This is a genomic window from Mesorhizobium sp. M0954, assembly GCF_040319155.1.
Classification (GTDB): domain Bacteria; phylum Pseudomonadota; class Alphaproteobacteria; order Rhizobiales; family Rhizobiaceae; genus Mesorhizobium.
Genome location: NZ_JAMYNR010000018.1, coordinates 47,193 through 69,816, shown reverse-complemented (window position 1 = coordinate 69,816; position 22,624 = coordinate 47,193). Strand labels below are relative to the sequence as shown.

Here is a 22,624-nt window from a genome sequence, read left to right as displayed (position 1 = left end):
ATGCACCGGCGACGGGAACGAGCATCGTCGAGATCCTCGAAATCGCTTACGGCCGTTATCTACGCTGAGATGCGCCCGCGTATGGCGCGCCGTTCAGAAGCCGGGCACGATGTCCTTGTCGTCGCCCATTCCCTCGTTGAGGCCGTACGCACGTGCGGCGGTGGAAATCCGATCCATGACGCGCTTGTCGGCGAGCGTCTCGCAGTCATCGTCTGCGGGCGTGAACAGATCGCCCTGATCAGGCTCCTGGACGACGAGGGTCCGTTCTTCGCGCAGGCCCGGATGGCGCTGCTGCTGGACACCTCCGTCTTCGATTGCCGCGCCGGCACTGTCGTCATCGCCAGCAAGACGCCGATCCACGCCGCGCACCTGTCCACTCCAATCGTCCGGGCGCGACGTGGGCCGATCCGCGTAGGCACCGTCGCGCAGCACCGGCGAAGGCAGCACTCGCTCCGTGAAATTCGGATCCTGGTAATAACGCAACTTCTTGGCGCGAATCGGCGGCAATCCCGAAACCAGGATTAGTTCGTCAGCCTGCGGCAACTGCATCACCTCACCCGGCGTCAGCAGGGGGCGAGCGGTCTCTTGGCGGCTTACCATGACGTGGGACAACCAGGGCGCCAACCGATGGCCGGCATAGTTGCGCATCGATCTGAGTTCCGTCGCGGTACCGAGCGCGTCCGAGATGCGTTTGGCCGTGCGCTCGTCATTTGAGGAAAAGGCAATCCGCACATGGCAATTGTCGAGAATGGCGTTGTTCTCGCCATAGGCCTTGGAGATTTGGTTCAACGATTGCGCGATGAGATAGGCGCGGATGCCGTAACCCGCCATGAAGGCCAGCGCGGTCTCGAAGAAATCGAGCCGTCCCAGCGCCGGAAATTCATCGAGCATCATGAGAAGTTGGTGCTTACGGCTCTTCTTCGGGTCACCTTCCAGGCGCTCGGTCAGCCGCCGGCCGATTTGATTGAGCACCAATCGCACCAGGGGCTTAGTGCGCGAGATATCCGACGGCGGCACGACCAGATACAGCGACATCGGTCGCTCGGCATCCACAAGGTCGGCAATGCGCCAGTCGCAGGCCGATGTTGCCGCGGCAACCGTTGGATCTCGATAGAGCCCGAGAAACGACATGGCGGTCGAGAGAACGCCTGAGCGCTCGTTCTCTGACTTGTTCAGCACCTCACGAGCCGCCGAGGCCACGACCGGATGGACCTGAGGCTTGTCCACCGTGCCGAGGTGGTTTGTGGTCATCATCCGCTGCAGTGTCGCAGCGAATGAGCGTTGCGGGTCCGACAGGAAGGTGGCGACACGGGCGAGTGTCTTTTCCTCTTCGGCGTAGAGCACGTGCAAGATGGCGCCAACCAGGAGTGAATGACTGGTCTTCTCCCAATGGTTCCGCCGCTCCAGCGCGCCTTCCGGATCGACGAGAATGTCGGCGATGTTCTGAACGTCGCGGACCTCATCTGGACCTTTGCGCACTTCCAGCAGCGGGTTGTACCGCGCCGATCTCGGATCGGTCGGATTGAACAAGAGACAGTGCGAGAACTTCGACCTCCAGCCAGAGGTCAGCTGCCAGTTCTCGCCTTTGATGTCGTGAATGACGGCCGAGCCGGTCCAGGAAAGAAGGGTTGGAACAACGAGTCCGACGCCCTTGCCCGAACGTGTCGGCGCAAAGGCCATGACGTGTTCTGGTCCGTCATGGCGCAGATAGCGATAATTCAGTCCGCCAAGGAAAACGCCGGCCGGCTGAAACAGCCCCGCCTTCTCGATCTCCAGCTTCATGGCCCATCGTGAGGACCCATAGGTGGTGACCAACCCCCGCTGCCGTGCGCGCCAGAGGGACCCAGCTATCGCGGCGGCACAGCCCAGGAACCCGCTGGCTCCGGCAAGTATGCCAGCCTTGTCGAAGACTTCAGGCGCATAGGCGTCAAATTGGAACCACCATTCGAACAGTTTCCACGGCTGGTAGATCGGCCAGCCGACTGTCACAAACCATGGCGCGCCCAGTGGCGGCTGATAGGAGAGCATGTAGGCGCACCATTGGGTTGCAGTCCACACGCCAAGAATGACAATTGCGAATACGACAGCGATCTGCCCAATCAGCAACTTCGTGGGTGTCAATGGCTTGCTCCGCTCTTCTGGGCAGACGGACCAAACATCGCGCCGAGCGATGAGAATTCGAACGGCCGCTACGTGCGATTAGGTGCGATGACAAGGTTGATAGGCATTGTTCAGCTGCGAACAGCAAAAATCCGCCGCAGCAACCGATCGGCGGTGCCAGGTACGCGGTTTGGTCGCAGAAGATGTTGGGGCTTCAGGCGCGGGCACATTGAAGATGTGCTGACAGACAAACCTTTGGAGCCGACGCGTTTGTGCGATTAGCGAGCTGAAGGGCTCGGCGAGAAGTCGTCGTTCTCAATCGGGCGACGGGGATACATCGGCGAAGACGGCATAAGGCAGGATGGGCCAGACCGAGCCGACGGCAAGGTCGTAGCCAAGGCCTTGGAGCGCATAGCGCCTGGCCGGGAGGCCGCCGCCAGTCAGGCTTACGCGGCGCGTCGTTGAGCGAGGTGAAGACCCGAACGGGCTCGACGAGGGTCCACGGCGGTCACAATGTTGTGGTGGTGATCGCAGTAGACGCGATCCGGCGAAGTTGGCCCAGCACAAAAACGATAACCGCCAGGTACAGAAGCGTCTTCGCTCACCGGGAAGCGGCACTGATAGAGGCCTAGCTGAATGAGGGGGACGTCTCTCGAAGTTGGTCTGATATTTTCAGGATTTTCAGGCATGATGGTTTCCTAGTTCGTAGCAATTACCAGCTGACGGCCGCAGTGCGACCCGTCGGGACGAGCTTCTCTCGTTTTGGAGGGCTATGGGTCACCATATGGTGTTGGTAGCACCATCAATGAAGCCCTACGCCCTGCTTCTGAAGCCAATAGTTTGCGACTTAAGGCCACACGCGCGAACGCATTAGCAATCTACCATCGTGTCCCCGAGGCACTCGCCCGCCGCGGTTTGCCGGCGGCGGGGTGGCACTGGCTTGTGGGGCCCTAGGCCCACTCGCGGCGCTCGCACTCGATCTCGGTGCGGGTTTGCCGTGTCTCATCGCCGTGTCAGCGCCTTGCAAATGAGCGAAACCAAGCTGTCGCGCGCTCGCTCGTGGAGTGCGCCTTTCGGCCGCCATGCAAGGAAATCATCAACGCTCATCCAATCAGCCGGGTTTGTGTCGGCGTCTGGCTGGCTGAATTCCACATACAGATGCAGTTCGTCCGGCACGAAGACGACCCTCCACGATCCTTTGATGTCATTGGCAAGGTTATAGGCGAGGACGGCCATGGCGGGGCACTCCTTTCGCCGTGGAGCGTGCCTATCTCACGGGAAAATTCCATCGCCAGAAGTTGGTATTGACGCTCCCGCTTTCTCAGAAATCCAACGTCCGCATGATGCCGAAAGGTGCGGCTAGCTTTTTGTGTATCCTGGTTGGAACACGGGACCGCCGCGCAAGTTCGGTGCACGCAGCCATTCCTCCCCTCCAGGTATTGCTGCAGATCGGTATCCCGATCGGCCCGCGCTCCCCGCAAGGGCGCGGGCCTCGGCCTGTGGTGCTCATGCCATCTACTTCGATCCGCAAGATGGAATATGATCTGGATAGAAGGACCCTCTCGGTGTGGTTCGTCGCCAGCAGCAAGCGGTACGAGTTTGAGGGGGTACCGCCGGAAACCTTTGCCGCGTTCCGGGCCGCGTTCGCCAAGGGCCGCTATTTCAACGACCACATCCGCAACAATTTCCGCTACCGTCTGGTTGCGAGCGATAGCGACCCGGGATGACCTGACCTGCCGGCGGCTTCAATCGTCCTGTCGCTCCAACCGGCGGTTGGTGGACGCGTTGCCGCCGTTGCGCTTAGGGTTGGTTACGGTCCGCGCTCACTTGGCAAGCCCACCCCGCATCCCCCCGCCTGGTGCAAAGCGTTTGATCGGTCCCGCCGTTCTGGCAGTGCGGCGGGACTTTTTTGCGGTCCAGGTGGAACATCGGCGCGCGGGGAAGGCGCGGTGCACGCAGCACCCTTTTCTCATCCAACGTACGTCGGTGGCGCGCTGAAGGGTCTCAACGTCGGTCTGCCGCCGGAGCTCAACTAGCTGGACTATTGCTCGACCGGAAGCGGCTCGTGCTGCGGCTCAGCGTGGTGGAACACCTGTCCAAGATCGCGCGCGTCGAACGTTTGGCCGCAGACTGGGCAGTAGACCAAGTGCTTCGACTCGTCCTCTACCGGCCCGTCATGCGGCCTGCCCTCATAGCCTGTCGCGATGTTGTCGGTTCTAATCCGGGGCAACGACAAGTGCCTTTCGTCGTTTTGGCGGCCGATATTTCTCCATTAGCCGGACCTTGTCACGGTCGACCGTGACCAGCGGCCCGAGGTCGATAGTCACGGTGTCCTGGTCGATGCGCGTGACCTCGCCTTTCAGGTTGATTTGCTGGCCTCCGTTCACCTTGGTGTTGTCGATGATGGAATGTGGGAAGTCGTAACCTGGGATCGAGACCCTTACGCGGTCCTCTGTTACCCGCGTCAGAACCCTGGCCGTAATCGCCACCTGGTCACCAATGCCTATTCTCCGAGCCATGCCATGGATTCTGGTGCGGGCAGTGTCTTCTTCAAGAGGCCTCTAATATACGCCGGCCATCCTAAGGCTGACCTACGACCAGAGTTACAAAAGTTGAACTTCACCGGGGAACACTCCTTCTGTCTGCCTGTTCAATTTGCCAGGCGCATCCCGCGCATTCAGACAGGAGAAAGAAGATGAAACGCATCCTTTTGGCTTCGGCCGTGCTGGCGGTGTCGGCCGGGCTTTCCTTTGCCCAGACGACGAGCGGAACTTCGAGCGGAACCTCGACCACCACAACCATGCCCAGCACGACGGATCAGGGCACCGGCACGACGAGCAGCGGGACCAACATGTCCGGCGATCAGGGCACCGACACGACCACCACCAGCGGCACCACAAATCCGAACTCGGCCAGAGACTGCGCGCCCGGCCAGCAGACTGGCAGCGCTCAGCAGGCGGCGCCAGGTCAGCAGGACACGGCAGCCAACACCGCCGCGCCAGGCCAGGTGAAAAAGACCGACGAAGGTTGCTGATTGGCACATCGGCACAGGTTGGAATCACCAGTGTGTGGCTGGCCAGTCTCCCCCGACCACCGCCTGAACTCAACTCGGCTGGCGAGCAAGTTGCCGCCAGTCGAGCATCAGTTGAGGAATCTCTGCGCGTGATTGAGCGGCTCAACGGCGAGATTAAGCGGCGGACCGAGGTCGTCGGCATCTTGCCCAACGACGACGCTATCGTCCACCTCGTACGCGCGCTCCTTCTTTGAGCAGAACGACGAATGGGCCGTCCAAGCCAGATACATGACACTGGAAACCACCACCCAAATGAGCGATGATCCGCTCATCAGCCTGCCAGCGGTGGCACGCTGATCATCCCGGCCCCCATGCCGGAGAGCGCGGCGACCAAGCCGTCAGCTCCACCACATCCTGGGACACGATCTGAAAATGGGTTTAGCCAAAGACTTGTCTAATGTTGCGCTCACATTCAATTGTCCGGATTGCTCCTATCCGGCAGTAAGGAAAGGCTCTGCACTAAGAACGATCGCGCACTTCAGATGCCACGGGTGCAACGCCAAGGTGCGGATCACTTATCAGCAGAAGCTAGCAATCTTCGAAAAACACAGGCTGTCGGCCGCCCAGGGGGCGTTGCGACAACTCAACTCTGCTTTGCGCTAAGCCTAGGCGGCTTTGCCTAAGGGTCAAGCGCGGCATGGCCGGTGTCACCCTGATCCTGATCCCAGAAGTCCAGCAGCGAGGCGTTGCGTAGCCCCTCTTCGCTGTGCAGATGCTTTACGGGGCCAATCAGCCCCGGCTTGGCCCATTGGGTGGCTGGGCGCTTCATGCCGCTTTGGCGGCGGCCCGGCATGCTCCTGGCCCGGCTTCCGTAGCCGCGCGCGGATCGCTCGGGTGCGGATCTCACCCACGAGGGCGAATGCCGGCTTGCCAGCTCGCTCAACGCCGAGCAGCTGGTCGCCGGACTTTGTGCAGGTCGGGGCTAAAGAGTGACCATAGCAAATGGAGTGAAATCCTTAGTCGTTCCTTCATTCATCTTGGCTTAAATATTTCCATGGAATGGGGTGCCCGTATCTTGAGGCGGTCTGTTAGCCGTCTGCGACAAACAGGCGAGAGCGGTAACGTTGCTACTATTTTTGCCCTGTCATTGCCGATTGTCGTCGGTGCAGCGGGTCTCGGTATCGAGACATCCTACTGGTATTATAGCAGCCTGAAATTGCAGGCGGTGGCAGACGCGGCAGCCTATGCTGGCGCTTTGGAAAAGGTTTCTGGATCCGACAAGCCAACGATTGTCTCCGCCGCGACACTGTCGGCGACAACGAATGGCTGGGACCCCTCAACAGGCACAATCGAAATCTTCACGCCCCCGTCCTCCGGTCCGAATGTCGCGAAAAAGGCTGTCGAGGTCATCGTTCATCAGACCCTCGATCGGTTTTTTACATCGATATTCACGCAAAATGCGGTTGGCGCACAGGCAAGAGCCGTGTCTCTTATCATCGATGGTTCAAAGGCCTGCCTTACGGCGCTCAATCATTCCGCTCCGAAAGCGGCGCTCTTTTCCGGCAGTTCGAACCTCAAACTGACCGGCTGCGTCGTGATGTCGAATTCGATAGCTGCGGACGCCATCAAGCTTCAAGGATCGGCAAGCCTGCAGGTCGATTGCCTGGTATCGGCAGGCGGTGTTTCGTTGAGCAACCCCGTGACGACCGTGTGCGCCAGCCCGATAACCCAGGCGTTGCCCGCTGCCGATCCTTTTGCCGACTTGCCGGCGCCACCGGCCACGAACCCCTGTCAAAACAGCAATCAGTCGGCGTTGCAACCTGGAACATACTGCAGGGGACTCAGCTTGAGCGGCAATGTAACGCTCTCGCCCGGGGTATACGTCCTTCAAGGCGGTGATTTCAAAGCGAACTCGAATGCAAATATTTCTGGCGAGGGTGTCGTCATTTATCTGGCCGGTACCTCCGGCGTTAGCATGAACGGCACGGCGACCGTCAAGCTCAGCGCACCGACGTCGGGCACCTATTCAGGTGTGCTGTTCTATGGCGACAAAGCTAACCTGACTGGATCGAACACGTTTAATGGCACGGCAGATTCGCTTTTGACCGGCGCTTTGTATTTTCCAACACAGGATGTCAATTATCTCGGCAATTTCTCGGGCAAAGGTGGTTGCACTCAGGTCGTCGCCAGTACCGTGCAGTGGTCCGGCAACGCGAACGTCAATCAGGATTGCACGAGCCTTGGAATGCGAGACATTCCGGCCACGCAAACCGTTCAGCTTGTCGAGTAGTTTTCGTGGATTGGCTACAAGTCCGGATGTTCCGGAGTGATTCGGGTGTTGCCGCGGTAGAGTTTGCGCTGGTTCTGCCCATCCTTTGCCTGGTACTTCTTGGCATCATCGACGGCTGGTCTTTTGTCTCGAGCGCATTGTCGATGCGTGCAGGCGTCAAAACCGCGGCGAACCTCGTGATGCAAGGAGCAGTCGAGGATACGACCATCCAAGCTGTCGCTCTTTCGAGCTGGGAAAACCATCCTGATGGCGCGCAGGTGGCAGTGAGCCGGAAATACATGTGCGGGAACATCGTGGCCGATCCATCGGTCCTGTGCGACGCTTTGAAAGCCCCCTCGGTCTTCCTCGTAATACAGGCGACAGCCACCTGGTCACCGCCCTTCAGTTTTGGCGCGTTTTCCCTCTCGCGCGAACTCAGTCATCAACAGGTGATTCGTGTCCGCTAAGTCGAGAGCTTTCACGGGGGATGCATCAGGCGGAGCTGCATTAGAGTTCGCGCTGATCGCGCCTTTTCTGATAATGCTTTTGATCGGCATCTTTGCATTCGGCTGGGCTCTGAATGCTATGTCGAGTGTTCGGTACACGCTGGAAACGTCGTCACGTGCGCTGCAAATGAAGAACTCGCTGACGCAGGCCCAGATCCAAGCCATTGCCACGGAAAAATTACTGGATTTGGGATTGAAAGACGTCGATGTAACAATAGCAATCGACGCCCCCATCGGCGGCTTTCGCATGGCACATCTGACCGCCCAATATGCGTTCGTGATCGAATTCCCGTATTTCGACCGGTATCCAATTAATTATGCGACAACCGTCACGGTTCCGTTGATTGGAACATAAGGCTCACTCTCGTCGGACGCTGGGGCCCGCCACATCCGGACGTTCCTCTGCCAACCACCTTGAGTCTCCTCACAGGTTGATGCCAGAGCGGCTGTAAGACCGGCCTCGCGAAGGTTCACTTCCAGATCGGACGCGATCATGCTCATCCTCAGCGACAAGGACCAGCGGCTTTTTCATATTCAGCAGCAGTGCACGTTTGTTGAACAACTGCCAGCCCGATGAGCCGAGTTAGACTTTGTGCGGCGCGGGCAGTTCAATGCTCAACGAACAAGTCGCTTTGCCAATCATTGTTTTCCAAGGGGCCGAACATAAACTTGGCAGGCTTTCAACATGGGAAAAGACATGTCCGCCCGCGAGCGACTGAAGGAGAGGCAGGCCCAAGTCTTAGCCGATGAAACCGGCATTACGCAGGCGCAGGCGCGCGAGCAGATCGATGATCGGCACCGACCATGCATCATTGCTGCGCGAGGCCTGAATACTGAAGAGCCGCGCGAGCCGAAGTGAGCGGGCGTCGTAGAAATTACGAAGGAGCGAGCGCGTACCGATCAGTCCCAACATCGAGAGCACATAGACCAGGAGCAACGGAACCACGGATGGTTGGCTGTCGAGGGCGGCGTCCTCCTGTTCCTCGCCAAGATTGTGATCTCACCTGGCTTTCGTGACCATTATCGTCCAGCCCATTTTGCCGTCGGTCTCTCTCGAAATCCTTGTCGCCTATCTGCTCGGATCACGAGTCCCCGGGCAGGCGGCTCGGAAGCCAACCAGGACGATTGTGTCGCCATCGTTCTTGTCCATGGCGCCAACAGTGTTTTCCGCTGCATTTATCTTCGAAGTTTCTAATGCAAGATTTTGAATGAGCGTGTCGCTCACGATCGGTGACGGAATGTAGAAAGCCTCCGGAGAGACGACGCGAGCTGCCAGCTGACTCTGCGGAGGCACGGATGCTGAAGGCTAGCCAGAACGAGCCGAGAAGCCGCAATCGTCCGGCTAAAAACCGAATCGAATATCGGCCCAGCAGCATAACCATGGAACCTTTCAAAGCCGCATGCCTTGTCTCTTCCTTATAGAAGGAGATGCGAAATGAGCCTTGATATAGGAAAGGTCGCCATAGCGTTGCTTGGCCTGCTTGCCTACAAGAATAGGGACAAGATCGGCGAGTTGATCGCTGGTAGGAAATCGACAAATCCCAACGCTAGCGCTGGCTCCACTGGCGGTCTCGGCGACATCCTGGACCGTCTCAGAAATGCGGGTGCGGGCGATCAGGTCGATTCGTGGGTAAGTAAAGGATCAAACCGGCCCGTTCAGCGCGATCAGGTTGAGAAAGCAATCGACCCGCAAACATTGAGCGATCTGGCTGAGCAAACCGGATTGTCCCATGAGGAACTTCTCGACCGGCTCACAAGAGAATTGCCCGACGCGGTGGACAAGCTTACGCCCGACGGCCAGATGCCCGCGGGCAACGGTCCAGATCTCTTGGACGAGGTACCAGGAGCGGGCCGTACTTAGCGCCATCTGCGACAAAGCAGGCTGAAACTAGGAGACGCCGGCTTCGGGGCCGCCGACCTGGCAGCAATCGTGTGAGGGGGAAGAAGTTGCTGGCCTTCACCGCGGGTTCCAAGGCCTATCGCAAAAAGTCCCGCCGTACTGCCAGGACGGCGGGACCGATCGGAGCGCCTTTGCACCGGGCATGGGGGATGCATGGGGGATGCGGGGGCGGGCTTGCCCGGTGCGCGCGTACCGTCCAGGAACCTTAGGCTCTCACCGGCAGTGCACCAGCCGACGGTTGGAGCGACAACGAAGAAGATGTCGATAGCCGTTCGTCATCATCCAGCGGGGCGCGCAAGATCGGCCCGACTTGGCGCGTCGGCGGGCGCAGTGGACCGGGCCGCCCCATGCTCACAGACGGGCCGATCAATGGCTTCCGGCTCTATGTCGAGAAGGTGCTCTTGCCGACCCTCAAGCCGGGCGACATCGTCCTCATCGACAAGGCCGTCCGGCACGCCGTCAGCAACGCCGGCGCCAAGCTCTTCTTCCTGCCGAAATACTCGCCAGACCTGATCCGATCGAGATGCTCCTCGCCAAACCAAACACCTGCTGAGAACGGCCGCCAGACGCAACACCGACGCCGTCTGCGAGCATCGGGAAAATCCACGACACTCTCACATCAAAGGAATGCGCCAACTCCTTCACCGAGGCCGAGTATGCCGCAACCTAAAATCGTCACGCTCTAAGCACGGCATGGGTTATGGCCGAGTCCGTCACGCGAACTCAATCCTCCCTGAACGCCCGTTGGATTTGATCTGCCAGAGGTTTTACGAGGTAAGACAGCATTGTGCGGCTGCCGGTCGAGAAGAACACCTCGACAGGCATACCGGGCGACAAGGTCAGGCCCTTCAGCCTTGTAAGCTTTGTGCGCGGCAGGCTGACACGCACAGTATAGAAGCTCGCGCCGTTTCGCTCATCGATGCTGAGATCGGGGGAGATCTCACTGACGACACCATTCAGCTCTGGCGTTATCCGCTGGTTGAAGGCCGAAAGTCGCAACGTTGCGCTCTGCCTTGGCATCAGCTGATCGATGTCTTGCGGTGCCACACGCGCCTCGACCGTCAGATCGTCTGTCACAGGGACAATCTGCATGATGAGCTCTCCCGCGGATATGACGCCGCCGACCGTATGCACGCCAAGCTGATGGACCACGCCAGTTTGCGGGCTGCGTATATCGATACGCTTGAGCTGATCTTCGGCCGAGACCTTTTGCTCGACCAACTCGGCGAGCTTTGCCTGGACGTCACGGAGCTCGGTTGCCACCTCGCTGCGCAAATCCTGGCCGATCTGAATGATCTGCAAGCGGATTTCGGATGTATGGCCCTTCGATTGCGCGATTGCCGCAGTCAGCTTCCCATGTTCGCCTTCAAGCCGGACTGCGTCACGCTCAAGTGTCGTTATGCGATCGATTGAAACCAGCTTGCGTTCCCAGAGCTTGCGCATGCCGTCGAGCTCAAGCCCGATCAATTTGATTTCCTGGCTTTTAGCATCCCTTTGCTCGCTCAAGCCGGCGACTTCTTCGGCGAGCTGAGCAATGCGCTCTCTCAACTGAGCCTTCTGGCCAGCGCGTGCCTGGCGACGAAATTCGAACAAGGACTGCTCGCCGGCCATCGCACGCCGGATCTCAGGATCGTCCTGCCGCGACGTCAGCGAAGACGGGAAGGCGATGGTGTCAGTGCCATCGCGCTCGGCTTCGAGGCGGCCCAGACGGGCCTCGAATTCGTCCAGGCTCTTGGCGACCATGGCTAAATCGGCCCGGGTCACGGTTTCATCGAGACGTATCAAAACCTGGCCCGCCTTCACGGCGTCGCCTTCTCGCACGAGGATCTGACCGACCACGCCACCCGTTGGATGCTGCACCTTTTTAACGCTGGAATCGACGACCAGCCTTCCCGAAGCAATGACGGCTCCAGAAAGCTCCGTGACCGCGGCCAGGCTTCCCGCCCCACCAACCAGGAGCATGCAGACCGCGACACCGCCGAACAGATAGCGTCGGATGGTCCGGTCGATCGCGGATGCCGCGTGTTGGGTCATCAGTGTGTCGCCTCCTCAGGGCCGGAGACGACCTTCAGGGGAACGCCGCCCGAACGGGTTACCTTGCTCAAGACCTCATTCTTGGGGCCAAACGCCTGGACACGGCCGTTGGCCATGACGAGTACCTGATCCAGGCTTGCTAGGGCGCTCGGCCGATGGGCGACGACGACAGCAATGCCGCCTCGCGCCCGCACGCCCTCAATTGCAGCCGCCAGCGCGGCCTCCCCTTCGGAATCGAGGTTGGAATTGGGCTCGTCCAAGATAACCAGGAACGGATCGCCATAAAGGGCCCGTGCGAGCGCAACCCGCTGTCGCTGGCCCGCCGAAAGCGCCGATCCGGCCTCGCCGATCCGCGTTTCGTAGCCTTCCGGCAGATGGACGACAAGGTCATGAACGCCGGCCGCGCGCGCAGCCGCCAGTATCTTGTCCGAAGAGGCTTGAGGTTCGAAGCGTGCGATGTTCTCGGCAATGGTGCCATCGAACAGTTGCACATCCTGCGGCAGATAGCCGACATGGTTGCCCAGCTCTTGCGGCGACCACTGGTCGAGCGTTGCTCCGTCCAGCCTGACGGTCCCGCGGGCTGGAAGCCATATCCCGGCTATTGCTCGGACAAGCGATGATTTTCCAGACGCGCTCGGTCCGACGATGCCAAGGCCGGCACCCCTTTCTAGCGCGAACCCGACGTCCTGCACAACCACACGACGCTCGCCGGGTGGCGTGACGCAGATGCTTTCTACCGCAAGAGAAGATACAGGTGCAGACAGCGAGACACTCGTGGCAGTTTCAGGAAGCAGGGCCAAAAGCTGGCTCAGCCGGGTCCATGCCTGGCGAGCACTGACGAAACCCTTCCAGTGGGCGATAGCCAGTTCGACCGGCGCGAGCGCCCGGCTCATCATAATCGAACTGGCGATCATAATACCGGCTGTCGCTTCTTGATGAATGACTAGATAGGCGCCGATCGCCAGTATACCCGACTGCAGCATCATGCGCAGGATCTTCGAGATCGTGCCGAGCGTCCCAGCCAGATCGCTGGCTCTTGCGTTCGTGTTGAGAAAGTCGGCGTTGACGCTTGACCAGCGCTCGGCGATGCGCGCGCCAAAGCCCATCGCCTGCAGAGCCTCTGCATTGCGACGCGTCGCCTCCGCAAGCGTATTGCGCGCTGCCGCCTGGCTGTTTGCCCTCGTCGCAGGCTCCCTGGTGCGAACTTCGGCAAGCACAGTCAGGCTAGAGAGAATGATGGCGCCTGCCAGCGCCGTCATGCCGATCCAGAGATGGAACAGGAAGCATATTGCCAGATACAGCGGCATCCAGGGCAGATCGAAAAGCGCAGTCGGACCAGTGCTCGACAGAAACGAACGCACCTGGTCAAGATCCCGCAACGACTGAAGGCCGTCGCCTGGGAGCTTGGTGCGCAAGGGCAAACGCATAAGGGCGGTATAGACTTGCCCACTCAATCGCGCATCCAAAGCCATCCCGATGCGCACAAGCAACCGCGACCGGATAAGCTCAAGAACCCCTTGGAAAATGAACAGCATGCTGGCAAATACGGCAAGCCCGACAAGCGTCGGCACACTGCGGCCGGGTACGACCCGATCATAGACCTGCAGCATGAAGAACGAGCCGGTCAGCGCCAGAACATTGACGACGCCGCTCATCAGGGCAATTCCAGCGAACGCGCGGCGGAAAGAAGCCAAAACCGCAGCGAGGATTGTTCGTGGCGGCTCGGACGAATGGGAATGCGACATCGCCTTCACATCGGTTCCAGTTCGGTCCCCGGCGCAAGGATCGTGCCCGCAATCAGGCTCGGTGTCTCCATACCGCAGCCACCGTCAGGTGTTGCGCCTAGATATGCCAATCGTTCAGCGCGTACGCGTGGATGTAGTCGATCTGCATTTCCGCAGGTGTCGCAAGCCCGTCGGCGGGCGCTCCCGCCAGGCCACCAACCGCCAGATCGACCAGCATATACATGGGGTCGTGCATATCGGAAGGCGTTGCGGCACGAGCAACTTCGATGTCGTCGAAATACCAGACGAGTTCGTCTTTTGTCCACAGCACTCCGTAAGTGTGAAACCCTTCGGTATCGGCGGCATAGGCCGTCGAGGACACTGTCGTATGAGTTCCCGTCTCGTTGGAGTGGCTTGTCAGAATGAGCTTGTTTGGATCCTGACCGAGCATTTCCACGACGTCCAGTTCCGGTGGCCAGGAGCCGTCAGCCGGGAGAAGCCAGAAGGCCGGCCATGCACCTTGCTTTTGGGGCATGTCGGCCCGAATTTCGAAATAGCCGTAGGTTTGTGCGAAGGACTCATAGGTCGTCAGCAAACCTGACGTGTATTTGTAATCGTTTATGTAGGGCTGGATTGCCGCGGGAGCCTGGGCCGCGGTAATCGTGAGAACACCGTCCTCAACACTGAACGGGTTGACCGAACTCGTCGGGGCGTAGTTGGTGTCGATATACCATTCAAGCTCCTTGTTGCTCGTGAGCGAGCTGCCGTTCGCGGCACCCCACCAGAAGTTCGAGTCCCAGGTACCGCTCGAGCCATTCCACAGGTTGAGCGTGTTGAACTCGTCCGAGAAGGTGAGTTCCAGATGCGACCTGTCCAGGGCCAGATCGAACTGGCCTGGGGTGAACTGGTCGACGGTCTTGTTGGCGAAAACGAGAAATTCGTCATCGGACAGATTAAGTTGGACGTTCGCTCCCGACTGAACCATGTTGGCGTGCACGTCCTCGAAGGAGGTGAAGCCGTAACTCCCGACACGCACGGTATCGTCGACGCCAAAATCGAGGATCCGGTCACTGCCGTTGCCGGGGGTCACGACGAAAATGTCCGCCCCGGATCCGCCCTTGAGAACGTCATCCCCCTGCAAGCCGTCGAGCGTCTGTTGGCCGGAGTCGCCGGCAACGATGTTGTTTAGCTCGTTTCCGAAAGCATAGTGTTTGTCGCCGGTGACCGTCAGGTTTTCGAAATTCGCCGGGAGCTTGTAACTCATCCATGTCGATATGGTGTCGACACCCTCGTTGGGCAGCTCGACCGCTTTGTTTTTGGATGAATACAGATAATAGATGTCATCGCCCTTGCCGCCGTACATCGTGACGGTGACGCTACCGTCGGCGTACATCGAGTCGTTGTAGATGCTGCCATAAAGTGTCGGGCCGGAATTCGTCGCCGAATACCACTTTACGGAGGATCCGCTGTAGGGGAGTGGAACACCCTTGGCGTTCAATACGTTGGCCATTTTGGTCCTTTCTCCTCTTTCTCGCCTCGATATCGGGCCTAACACCTATTGAGACCAAAAGGAGCCATTACCATTTAGCCTTCGAGCTTGGAGGGTTACCAAAAGTTTAATATTCAGCGGAGCCACTTGCCCGGGGGCCGCATCACCCCTTCAAGGCACAAGGCGTGGCACCCGGCGCCAGCCGCTCTGCTTCGGCCGGTCGCAATCTTAGACGTATGGCCGTTGCGCAGGACGCAAGCTTGTTGTCAGGTGCATGACGCGGTGCGTCAAATGCAGCTTTGGCGATGGCGGGCGCGCTGCATTGTTGATATTCTCCGCACGGAACAGGCGCGCAAATGACACCGGATTCAGAAAAGGCCGAGGCGGTCGAGCAGTTGCTTGATACACCTGAGCTTGCAACGGCACTGGAAAGCGAACAGTTCAAAAAATTCCTTGACCAGGTGCCGATCGCCATTGCCGTTGCGAACCTGGCCGCTGAGGAGCGCGTAGTCTACGCCAACCCGGAATTCGAGAAACTGTCAGGCCTGACGGCCGCTATGCTCACACGAGGAAACTGGGCAGCCCTTTTGGGCAAAGGCCTCCACGAGCAGAAGGACCGGCCACTTGCCGAGGCCGTGGTCGAGGAAACCGATTTTGTCGGCACCTACAGGCTGGAACGCAACGAAGATAAGCCGACGATCGTGGACGTTTATTCCAACGTGATCGAGGACGACAACGGCAAGATGTGCTTCCGGCTGGTGGCGCTGGTCGACGTATCGGCCCATGGCGAGGCGGGAGATGAGCGCTCGGTGGAGGAGCTTGTCAGCGAGAAAGACACACTGCTGCGCGAACTGCAGCACCGGGTGAAGAACAACCTGCAGATGATCACCGCACTGATCCGGCTGGAAAGCCGCAACGCGACCGAGGCCGACCGGAGACGGTTTGAGCGGCTTGCCGGTCGCGTCGACGCTTTGGCGATCCTCTACCAGACGCTAACGGCCGACGAGCCGAAAGAGGAGGTCGATCTTGGTGTGTATCTCAGCCAGATTGCGTCCGCGGTGATGAGCTCGCATGCAGTCGAGGGGATCCGGCTGGATATGAAGGTGGATACATATCCGGTGTCAATAAACGTCGCCATGCCGGCGGGGCTGGTCGTGAACGAATTGCTGACCAATTCACTAAAGCATGCCTTCCGGGGGCGCGACGGCGGCACGATAACGCTGCACAGCATCGTCGATGGCGACGGCTGCCGGGTTATAGTGGCGGACGACGGAATCGGCCTGCCGGAAGGCGAGGTGTGGCCCAAGCCAGGCAAGCTCGGAGCGCTGATCGCGCGATCGCTGACCGAGAACGCCAAGGCGCAGTTAGCTGTCGAGTCCAGCCCCAACAAAGGGACGAAGGTGACCATCGTTTTCAAACGGTCGGCGGCAGCAAGCTGAAAGACTGCTGTCGAACATAAAGGGCTAGCGGCTGGCTCATGTCGCGGCTTTGAGCAGGTGCCTGCAAATAGGCCCGGACGCGCTTCGCGGCCTGCTTCGTATGGTCGAAATCTTCAATCGAAGAGCCGCCAGCTGCATTCCGCGGGAGAAGCAGGATGGAGTAAGCCGGGCGTTTCCCTCGCTTGGCTGGTCCAGCGTGACCGGCTTCAAGACAGCGGCAGGTAGCGCAGCGAATATTCTCCACTCAGCTCCATTGTTCGCCAACAAGACTGCTTGTTCCCGCAACACCATTTTGCCGGAGTTCCGCAGCCCGGGACCTGAGCGGAATTTACACCATTGCGGTCGATTGGCCGATGCTCGCCAAGCCTTGACAATTGTTCTATGCTCTCCTTGGCACGGCATGGTGGTGATTGCGACACGGAAGGCTGTTGTCCTGGTGGGGGTTCAATGTTCGAAGTCGTCGGAGACTGGCGGAAAACGGGCTCGAGAAGCTGGTTAGCCCTAAACACCCTTGGCTTGTTCGTCGCGCTATCGGTGCTGTTATTGCCTGGGCTGGAAAGCGCGAATGCACAGACGAATTGGACACTCGACCCGACGGCCTCCGTGCTCACCTATCAGTCGGTCAAGAAGAACACGATCGTCGAAACCAACAAGATCAGGAACATAGCCGGCACTCTTTCGTCGACGGGTGAGGCCAAGATCACCTTCGACCTCAACTCTGTCGACACGGGTGTCGACCTTCGCAATGTCCGCATGCGGTTCCTTTTCTTTGAGACATTCAAGTATCCGTCCGCCGAACTGACCGCAAAAGTTGACCCTGGCGCATTTGCCGACCTGGCGACCAAGCGAAGGGTCAAGGCAGTGCTGCCATTCCGCCTCAACCTGCACGGGGTCGACAAGGATTTCGAGGCCAATATCGTCGTGACCATGATCAGCGACAGCATGGTCTCCGTCGCTTCGGAGACGCCTGTTGCCGTACATGTCGAGGATTTCGGACTGCTGCCGAATGTCGACAAGCTACAGCAGGCCGCCAATGTGACCAACATTGTCCCGACCGCTTCCGTGTCTTTCGATTTCGTTTTCAACGCCGGCGGCAGCAAGCCCGCGGCCGTGCAGACGATCGCTGCAAGTACTGCCGACGTCGGGCCCGTCGCCACCGATGCCGCGAAAGCGAATTTCAGTGATGAGGAGTGCCTCAACCGGTTCGCGGTGCTCTCCCGCACTGGGGCCATCTACTTTCGGTCGGCGAGCGCGCGGCTCGACAACCAAAGCCGTCCGCTGCTGGCAGAGGTGGTTGGCGTGGTCGGCAAGTGCCCCCGCCTGAAGGTAGAGGTTTCCGGCCACACCGATTCCGATGGTTCGCCTGTAACCAACAAGCTGCTGTCGGAGCGCAGGGCCCAGGCCGTTGCCGATGCCATTGTTGCCGCGGGTATTGCACGAACGCAGATCACGGCAACCGGGTATGGCGAGGAGCGGCCCGTTGCGACCAACGATACGCCGAAGAACAAGGCGCTCAACCGGCGGATCGAGTTTTCCGCCACCAAGCTCGTCAACTGAGGAAGGACCTCTTGTTCCGGTGGGGCTTCGATCTGATTGCCTGTTTTGGCAGTGCCCTGCGCGCGATCGGGCTGGTGACACTCTCGCTATTATGGACATTGACGGCGGCCAATGCGGAACGCCGTGTTGCTCTAGTCCTTGGCAACTCCCAGTACCAGCATGCGCCGGCGCTGACCAACCCGGTCCGCGACGCGCAGGCTGTTGCCGATCGCCTTGCGAAGTTGGACTTTGAAGTCGTCTCCGGTTTCGATCTGACCAAATTGCAGACCCAGACGACGATTGCGCAGTTCGCAAAGCAGGTTCGCGGCGCCGACATTGCCCTTTTCTTTTACGCCGGCCACGGTTTGCAGGTTTCAGGCAGCAACTACCTGCTTCCGGTCGATGCCGCATTGGAAGACGAGACCTCGCTTGATTTCGAGGCGGTGCCTGTCGAGTTCGTTTTGCGGCAAATGTCGCGCGAGACCAGTATAAGACTGATTTTCCTCGATGCCTGTCGCGACAATCCCCTGGCCGAAGTGTTGGCAAAGGCCGCCGGCGTCAAGGGAGCGAGAAGCGGGCTTGCCGAAATCCCGATCGAGAATGGCGGTGCGGGTACGCTGGTCGCCTTTTCCACCAGTCCCAATCAGGTCGCCTATGACGGATCGAGCGAACATTCGCCGTTCACGTCCGCGTTGCTTGCCCATATCGGGGCTTCGAACATCTCCATCACCGACGCGATGAACATGGTCACCGCCGATGTTTTCAAAGCAACCGCCGGCAAGCAGCGCCCGTGGATCAATGTCTCGCTGACCACCGAGGTCGTTTTGCACACAGTCGATCTCAACGCGCCGCTGATCGTCGGCGACGCGACGGCTCCGCAACAAGCGGAAGACGGCTCGGATGGACGCAACGCCGCCGCAAATCCGTCTGGCGCTGACGATGCCCAGCTTGCGCTCAATGTGCTGCGTCAGAAAATCCCGAGACTGGCTTCGGACGAGCCGATCTTTTTCGACCAACCTGTCGATTTCGGAGATCCAGCAATCGACGGCAAGAGTATCGCCGAGCTGATCACAGGCAAACCACTCTTCACTCCCGTGGAAGGGCTCGATAAGGCGGTGTGGGAGGGCAAGCACTGCAACGGCTGTCATGAGTGGAGTGAGGATCGGCTATGCGAACAGGCGAAAAATTTCGCCGCCAACGATGTCTCCGTTCTACGCCTGCAACATCCGCTTGGGACACGCTTCAAGGTGGCGCTGGCCAAATGGGCGCAAGGCGGCTGCAAGTGAGATCTGCGCCCTTCGCTTCGAAAACCCCTGGTCAATCAAGACCATGGAGCTGCCTCTATTGGAATGGTTCGGGTCTAATACGCATCAGCCGATTGGCGCTGCGCCTCGATCTCGGCCAACTGCAGGCCCATTTCAACAAAGGCGGAGAGAACGGCAAAGCGGTCCGCCAGTGCGACGCGCGCCAGCCCTGCTAGAACACCGGCATTGACTGCATGGGCGGCAGGATGTCGCTGCAAGGCCGTTGGCGCGGCTGCGCCGACGACAGATCCGGCAACGCCAAAACCATTGTCACGCCATTCGGCAGCCAAGGCAATCCAGGCGCCCGGCGTTGCCGGCGGGGTTGCCGCAGCCTCGCTTACTGCGGCGCGGTGGCGGGGACTGTCCGGTTCGCTGACCCAGTCGCGAACAAGCGCGAGCAGCTCTTGATCTGTCTTATCGAGCAGCTCGCTCAGATGCCCCAAGCATTCATGGGCCCACCAGACCGCAGCCCGATCAGGAAGCAGGTAGGCACAAAACGTGATCGCCTCTTCGGGAATGGGCCCGGCGAGGAGATCGCGGCAAAACTCGATCGAACGCTGCTCGGTTGGAAGGGCTCTCATGTCTCTGGCGACAGCGGGACAAGCCACAAAAAGATCCCGTGCCGTTTTGAATCGGAGCCCATTGGCCATGACGCCACGCCTTCATCGAGGACCAGTCGTACTCAAGCCCCCGGCGTGGCGCCGGTCAAGTCTCAACTCGTGGGGACGGGAGATCGGCCGACGCAGCCAGGCTCGGCGTTTATTGACAGACAAATGCGTGGGAATTTGGTATATTCACGCTTGGTAATATCGGATGCTCAACAGGAGTAACCGCTATGCGGTGGGCCAGTTCACCCTTGGTGTTGGCGGTCGTGGCTTTCTCGACCCATGTTTCCGCCGACCCTGTCCAGAAATCAGAAGACATCGTCAAGTTTTTTGCTGGCGCGGCCGACCTCGGCAAGTCTCGGGGGATTTGTGTCGGGACGGAGGAGCAGTGCAAGAGCAAGACCAAGGCAAAAGAGGGGCCGGCCGACAAATCCAGTCTCGATATGCTGATCAATTTCGGGCTGGATTCGGCCGAACTCGACGCGACCGCACGCGCTGAACTCGAGGAGTATGCCAAGGCCCTGAAGGACAGCCGGATCAGTACTTTCCACTTCGTCGTCGAAGGCTACACCGACGCTTCCGGTCCGGCGCACTACAATGAGCGGCTGTCGCAGCGACGAGCGCAATCGGTGACGTCCTTCCTCACGTCCAGTGGCATCGAGGCTGACCGCATCAACGCGATCGGGTTGGGCGAAGCGCATCCGCGTAGCCCCAATCCATACGACGCCGTCAACCGCCGCGTGGAAATGCGTATAAAGGCCGAGTAGCGTTGCTCTTCGGCTCCGGTGTGGTGGTGGGCGGCGTGCTCAAGAACTGCCCGGGATCGTTCCAAGCCTATTCGCCTGACTGCCGCTGCGCTTGCCACTCAGTTCCTGACGCACTGCTGCACAGTTTCAGGCGGCATCCGTACGCCTTGGTCAGGAAGTCGTTATCCTGGGGCGGCGGAGGATCGTCCCGCCGCACCACGGTCTTGCGGAAGCGCCGTTTCTGAACGACCTGCTGTTGTTTGCGGGGTTCTGCGCCACCGGCCGCTGGGTGCGGACCTTCTGCGCAACCTGCTTTTTCGGCTGCGTCGTACGGGCTTGATCGGCAGTATATCCGGCACGCACGGCTTCCATCGTCGGATTTGTCCGAACCACGAGGAATGCAAGTTGCTCGCGCGGCAGATAGGTGGTCGGCGGAAGACCATTCTTGGCTTGCCAGATGCCGATCGCCCGGCGGTCTGCGGACCTATGTTTCCGTCGATGCGGCCAAGTTCGTTGCCCAATCCCTCGATGCGCAGTTGCAGGTCGATGCGGCTTTCGCGGTCAAGACCGATCGCACTTTCTGTCAATTCGGTGCCCGCTGTTTGCTTACCTGGTCCGAAACGCCGACCGATGTGCGCACCGCAAAATCCGAGCTGGCATTCGCCTGGTCCTCATCGCGCGCCGCGATCTGTTAGTTTTGGGCTTTGGGCGTGTTCAACTTATCGATGCTCAGCCGCGCCACAGCGGCGAAGCGACCGTTCGGTAACTGATCGATAATGAGCATGAACCCAACGATGGGGTGGTGCTGACCAATGCCCGAAATTCGAATATCGGCGGGCTGGCCGCCTTCGCGACGGGCATCGTGTCGTTTCTTTCGCCCTGCATGCTGCCGCTGGTGCCGGGCTATGTTTCGTATGTCGCCGGTCTCGCAAGGGATGCGGCGCCGGTCGGCGATCGATGACGACGTCCTGATCGCGGCCAAGGCCATGGCCGGCAGCAGGACCGAAGCGTGGGCGAGATCATCACCGATCTCGCCCGGCGCTCGCTGCGCCGCCCGCAAGCCGGCGGCGAGCGCAACGGGATACCTCTGCTGTCGCCTCGGCCGGATGCACCTCCTGTCACGCTTGAGACGGTCAATGCCTTGCGTGACGAGTTGCTGTGACCTTCCTGCTCGACGTCAATGTGCTGATCGCGCTGATCGATCCTGGCCATGTCGCCCATGACGACGCGCATGGCTGGTTCGAAGTGACCGGTCATGCCGCATGGGCTACCTGCCCCATTACCGAAAACGGCGTCCTGCGCATCGTCGGAAACCAAAAATATCCTAATTCTCCCGGCTCGCCCGCAATCGTTGCGCAAATCGTTACCAAGTTGCGAGCCCTGCACGGGCACAGCTTCTGGTCCGACGATGTGAGCCTGGCTGGCTCCGGCGATATCGATGCGGCGAAAATCCTGACCTCGGCACAGGTCACCGATACCTATCTTCTTGCGCTCGCCAAGGCGCATGGCGGCCAACTTGCCAGCTTTGACCGCAAGCTGTCGGCGGCGGCGGTGAAGGCCGGGAAGACTACACTGCACCTGATCCCCACAAGGTAGACCGCGGGGCTCTTTCTGTCAGGGTACATACCGGCAAAGGATCAGCCGTTGGTGGCCTTAGCCGGGGTGAAGGACAGCTTCTTCGAGGCGGAGATCTTGATGGTCGCGGCCGTCGACGGGTTGCGGCCCTCGCGTTCAGGTGTTTCCTTCACCTTGAAATTGTCGAAACCGGGCAGGCTCGGCTCAGCACCGCCATCGGCCGCATCAGCGATCGCCTTGAATTCTCTCGGTGCCGGACGCTTCTACTCGAAAATAGCCGGCCATTCTTGCAGAACGTGACGAATACAACCGCCGTGGCGTACGTGATCTTGGCCACGGTTCGATAGTGCGCAGACCAGAAAAACATCTGCTAACAAGGTCGAA

Annotated in this window: 23 protein-coding genes and 3 pseudogenes; 15 read left to right on the top strand and 11 right to left on the bottom strand. The window is 59.6% G+C overall.

Going from position 1 to position 22,624, the window contains the following annotated elements; translation table 11 throughout:
* Window positions 1-93: 93 nt before the first annotated feature.
* The 3 genes from NKH93_RS23040 to NKH93_RS23030 form a co-directional block, all read right to left on the bottom strand.
* Complete coding sequence (locus NKH93_RS23040; RefSeq protein ID WP_352815991.1) at window positions 94-2,121, bottom strand: conjugal transfer protein TraG; 2,028 nt, start codon at window positions 2,119-2,121, stop codon at window positions 94-96.
* A gap of 425 nt (window positions 2,122-2,546) precedes the next feature.
* Entirely contained in the window at window positions 2,547-2,789 is a 243-nt protein-coding gene (locus tag NKH93_RS23035; protein ID WP_352473685.1) for a GcrA family cell cycle regulator, read from the bottom strand.
* A 313-nt stretch (window positions 2,790-3,102) separates the two neighbouring features.
* Window positions 3,103-3,336, bottom strand: a complete 234-nt coding sequence (locus NKH93_RS23030; protein ID WP_352815993.1) for a hypothetical protein — start codon at window positions 3,334-3,336, stop codon at window positions 3,103-3,105.
* Window positions 3,337-3,356: 20 nt separating this feature from the next.
* On the opposite strand from NKH93_RS23030, the gene NKH93_RS23025 reads away from it, so the two are divergent.
* Window positions 3,357-3,827, top strand: a complete 471-nt coding sequence (locus tag NKH93_RS23025) for a KTSC domain-containing protein (RefSeq protein ID WP_352517826.1) — start codon at window positions 3,357-3,359, stop codon at window positions 3,825-3,827.
* Between the two features lie 489 nt (window positions 3,828-4,316).
* Here NKH93_RS23025 and NKH93_RS23020 read toward each other — a convergent pair whose 3' ends face one another.
* On the bottom strand, window positions 4,317-4,619 hold the full coding sequence (locus tag NKH93_RS23020) for a KOW domain-containing RNA-binding protein (protein ID WP_352972225.1): 303 nt from the start codon (window positions 4,617-4,619) through the stop codon (window positions 4,317-4,319).
* Between the two features lie 176 nt (window positions 4,620-4,795).
* Between NKH93_RS23020 and NKH93_RS23015 the strand changes: the two genes are divergently transcribed.
* The gene (locus NKH93_RS23015) at window positions 4,796-5,134 is read left to right on the top strand and encodes a hypothetical protein (RefSeq protein WP_352972222.1); all 339 of its coding nucleotides are present in this window, start codon (window positions 4,796-4,798) and stop codon (window positions 5,132-5,134) included.
* A gap of 119 nt (window positions 5,135-5,253) precedes the next feature.
* A pseudogene (locus tag NKH93_RS23010) lies at window positions 5,254-5,470 on the top strand (transposase); the annotation flags it as partial.
* A gap of 322 nt (window positions 5,471-5,792) precedes the next feature.
* Here the strand turns inward: NKH93_RS23010 and NKH93_RS23005 are convergent.
* Window positions 5,793-5,966, bottom strand: coding sequence for a hypothetical protein (locus tag NKH93_RS23005; RefSeq protein WP_352450274.1), 174 nt, complete (start codon window positions 5,964-5,966; stop codon window positions 5,793-5,795).
* Between the two features lie 201 nt (window positions 5,967-6,167).
* Here NKH93_RS23005 and NKH93_RS23000 point away from each other — a divergent pair, with 201 nt between their 5' ends.
* Genes NKH93_RS23000 through NKH93_RS22990 form a run of 3 tightly spaced genes read left to right on the top strand, consistent with a single transcriptional unit; the run spans window position 6,168 to window position 8,243 of the window.
* Entirely contained in the window at window positions 6,168-7,403 is a 1,236-nt protein-coding gene (locus NKH93_RS23000; RefSeq protein ID WP_352972220.1) for a pilus assembly protein TadG-related protein, read from the top strand.
* Between the two features lie 5 nt (window positions 7,404-7,408).
* On the top strand, window positions 7,409-7,849 hold the full coding sequence (locus tag NKH93_RS22995; protein WP_352972218.1) for a TadE/TadG family type IV pilus assembly protein: 441 nt from the start codon (window positions 7,409-7,411) through the stop codon (window positions 7,847-7,849).
* Window positions 7,839-8,243 carry a TadE/TadG family type IV pilus assembly protein gene (locus NKH93_RS22990; protein ID WP_352972216.1) on the top strand — a complete coding sequence of 135 codons (405 nt, stop codon included), beginning with the start codon at window positions 7,839-7,841 and terminating at the stop codon, window positions 8,241-8,243. The genes NKH93_RS22995 and NKH93_RS22990 overlap by 11 nt, the downstream gene beginning before the upstream one ends.
* 384 nt (window positions 8,244-8,627) lie before the next feature.
* Here NKH93_RS22990 and NKH93_RS22985 read toward each other — a convergent pair whose 3' ends face one another.
* Complete coding sequence (locus NKH93_RS22985) at window positions 8,628-8,801, bottom strand: hypothetical protein (RefSeq protein ID WP_352972214.1); 174 nt, start codon at window positions 8,799-8,801, stop codon at window positions 8,628-8,630.
* A 522-nt stretch (window positions 8,802-9,323) separates the two neighbouring features.
* On the opposite strand from NKH93_RS22985, the gene NKH93_RS22980 reads away from it, so the two are divergent.
* Window positions 9,324-9,749: a YidB family protein gene (locus NKH93_RS22980; RefSeq protein WP_352453897.1), complete on the top strand. Its 426-nt coding sequence runs from the start codon at window positions 9,324-9,326 to the stop codon at window positions 9,747-9,749.
* A 386-nt stretch (window positions 9,750-10,135) separates the two neighbouring features.
* Window positions 10,136-10,474 (top strand): hypothetical protein, encoded by a 339-nt coding sequence (locus NKH93_RS34345; protein ID WP_502896480.1) that lies wholly within the window; start codon window positions 10,136-10,138, stop codon window positions 10,472-10,474.
* A 37-nt stretch (window positions 10,475-10,511) separates the two neighbouring features.
* Here NKH93_RS34345 and NKH93_RS22970 read toward each other — a convergent pair whose 3' ends face one another.
* The 3 genes from NKH93_RS22970 to eglC form a co-directional block, all read right to left on the bottom strand.
* Window positions 10,512-11,822 carry an HlyD family type I secretion periplasmic adaptor subunit gene (locus NKH93_RS22970; protein WP_352972212.1) on the bottom strand — a complete coding sequence of 437 codons (1,311 nt, stop codon included), beginning with the start codon at window positions 11,820-11,822 and terminating at the stop codon, window positions 10,512-10,514.
* Window positions 11,822-13,567, bottom strand: a complete 1,746-nt coding sequence (locus NKH93_RS22965) for a type I secretion system permease/ATPase (protein ID WP_352972210.1) — start codon at window positions 13,565-13,567, stop codon at window positions 11,822-11,824. The genes NKH93_RS22970 and NKH93_RS22965 overlap by 1 nt, the downstream gene beginning before the upstream one ends.
* Before the next feature lie 97 nt (window positions 13,568-13,664).
* Window positions 13,665-15,056 carry an endo-1,3-1,4-beta-glycanase EglC gene (gene eglC / locus NKH93_RS22960; RefSeq protein ID WP_352972208.1) on the bottom strand — a complete coding sequence of 464 codons (1,392 nt, stop codon included), beginning with the start codon at window positions 15,054-15,056 and terminating at the stop codon, window positions 13,665-13,667.
* 335 nt (window positions 15,057-15,391) lie between these two features.
* Here eglC and NKH93_RS22955 point away from each other — a divergent pair, with 335 nt between their 5' ends.
* The 3 genes from NKH93_RS22955 (at window position 15,392) to NKH93_RS22945 (ending at window position 19,296) form a co-directional block, all read left to right on the top strand.
* A complete protein-coding gene (locus NKH93_RS22955) occupies window positions 15,392-16,474 on the top strand; it encodes a sensor histidine kinase (protein WP_352694415.1) in 1,083 nt (360 codons plus the stop codon).
* Between the two features lie 447 nt (window positions 16,475-16,921).
* Window positions 16,922-18,031 (top strand): OmpA family protein, encoded by a 1,110-nt coding sequence (locus NKH93_RS22950; RefSeq protein ID WP_352725121.1) that lies wholly within the window; start codon window positions 16,922-16,924, stop codon window positions 18,029-18,031.
* A gap of 11 nt (window positions 18,032-18,042) precedes the next feature.
* Window positions 18,043-19,296, top strand: a complete 1,254-nt coding sequence (locus NKH93_RS22945; RefSeq protein ID WP_352694411.1) for a caspase family protein — start codon at window positions 18,043-18,045, stop codon at window positions 19,294-19,296.
* Between the two features lie 74 nt (window positions 19,297-19,370).
* Here the strand turns inward: NKH93_RS22945 and NKH93_RS22940 are convergent, their stop codons facing one another.
* Window positions 19,371-19,964, bottom strand: a complete 594-nt coding sequence (locus tag NKH93_RS22940; protein ID WP_031212167.1) for a DUF6931 family protein — start codon at window positions 19,962-19,964, stop codon at window positions 19,371-19,373.
* Window positions 19,965-20,149: 185 nt separating this feature from the next.
* Here NKH93_RS22940 and NKH93_RS22935 point away from each other — a divergent pair, with 185 nt between their 5' ends.
* From NKH93_RS22935 to NKH93_RS22920, 4 genes and pseudogenes are all read left to right on the top strand, one after another.
* Window positions 20,150-20,686 (top strand): OmpA family protein, encoded by a 537-nt coding sequence (locus tag NKH93_RS22935; protein ID WP_031212166.1) that lies wholly within the window; start codon window positions 20,150-20,152, stop codon window positions 20,684-20,686.
* Window positions 20,687-21,467: 781 nt separating this feature from the next.
* Window positions 21,468-21,626 (top strand): hypothetical protein, encoded by a 159-nt coding sequence (locus tag NKH93_RS22930; protein WP_502896482.1) that lies wholly within the window; start codon window positions 21,468-21,470, stop codon window positions 21,624-21,626.
* Window positions 21,601-21,827 (top strand): annotated as a pseudogene (locus tag NKH93_RS22925) (CopG family transcriptional regulator). Before NKH93_RS22930 ends, NKH93_RS22925 begins: the two are co-directional and overlap by 26 nt.
* Complete coding sequence (locus NKH93_RS22920) at window positions 21,824-22,261, top strand: TA system VapC family ribonuclease toxin (protein ID WP_352725118.1); 438 nt, start codon at window positions 21,824-21,826, stop codon at window positions 22,259-22,261. Before NKH93_RS22925 ends, NKH93_RS22920 begins: the two are co-directional and overlap by 4 nt.
* 41 nt (window positions 22,262-22,302) lie before the next feature.
* On the opposite strand, the pseudogene NKH93_RS22915 reads toward NKH93_RS22920, so the two are convergent.
* Window positions 22,303-22,476, bottom strand: a pseudogene (locus NKH93_RS22915) (HU family DNA-binding protein); the annotation flags it as partial.
* Window positions 22,477-22,624: the final 148 nt, after the last annotated feature.

Bases quoted from the DNA above. Each gene is read 5' to 3' on its own strand.
- NKH93_RS23035 (WP_352473685.1), bottom strand. From the start codon at position 2,789: ATGCCTGAAAATCCTGAAAATATCAGACCAACTTCGAGAGACGTCCCC.
- NKH93_RS23030 (WP_352815993.1), bottom strand. From the start codon at position 3,336: ATGGCCGTCCTCGCCTATAACCTTGCCAATGACATCAAAGGATCGTGG.
- NKH93_RS23020 (WP_352972225.1), bottom strand. From the start codon at position 4,619: ATGGCTCGGAGAATAGGCATTGGTGACCAGGTGGCGATTACGGCCAGG.
- NKH93_RS23015 (WP_352972222.1), top strand. From the start codon at position 4,796: ATGAAACGCATCCTTTTGGCTTCGGCCGTGCTGGCGGTGTCGGCCGGG.
- NKH93_RS23005 (WP_352450274.1), bottom strand. From the start codon at position 5,966: ATGCCGGGCCGCCGCCAAAGCGGCATGAAGCGCCCAGCCACCCAATGG.
- NKH93_RS23000 (WP_352972220.1), top strand. From the start codon at position 6,168: ATGGAATGGGGTGCCCGTATCTTGAGGCGGTCTGTTAGCCGTCTGCGA.
- NKH93_RS22985 (WP_352972214.1), bottom strand. From the start codon at position 8,801: ATGTTGGGACTGATCGGTACGCGCTCGCTCCTTCGTAATTTCTACGAC.
- NKH93_RS22980 (WP_352453897.1), top strand. From the start codon at position 9,324: ATGAGCCTTGATATAGGAAAGGTCGCCATAGCGTTGCTTGGCCTGCTT.
- NKH93_RS34345 (WP_502896480.1), top strand. From the start codon at position 10,136: ATGCTCACAGACGGGCCGATCAATGGCTTCCGGCTCTATGTCGAGAAG.
- NKH93_RS22970 (WP_352972212.1), bottom strand. From the start codon at position 11,822: ATGACCCAACACGCGGCATCCGCGATCGACCGGACCATCCGACGCTAT.
- NKH93_RS22965 (WP_352972210.1), bottom strand. From the start codon at position 13,567: ATGTCGCATTCCCATTCGTCCGAGCCGCCACGAACAATCCTCGCTGCG.
- eglC (WP_352972208.1), bottom strand. From the start codon at position 15,056: ATGGCCAACGTATTGAACGCCAAGGGTGTTCCACTCCCCTACAGCGGA.
- NKH93_RS22955 (WP_352694415.1), top strand. From the start codon at position 15,392: ATGACACCGGATTCAGAAAAGGCCGAGGCGGTCGAGCAGTTGCTTGAT.
- NKH93_RS22950 (WP_352725121.1), top strand. From the start codon at position 16,922: ATGTTCGAAGTCGTCGGAGACTGGCGGAAAACGGGCTCGAGAAGCTGG.
- NKH93_RS22940 (WP_031212167.1), bottom strand. From the start codon at position 19,964: ATGGCCAATGGGCTCCGATTCAAAACGGCACGGGATCTTTTTGTGGCT.
- NKH93_RS22935 (WP_031212166.1), top strand. From the start codon at position 20,150: ATGCGGTGGGCCAGTTCACCCTTGGTGTTGGCGGTCGTGGCTTTCTCG.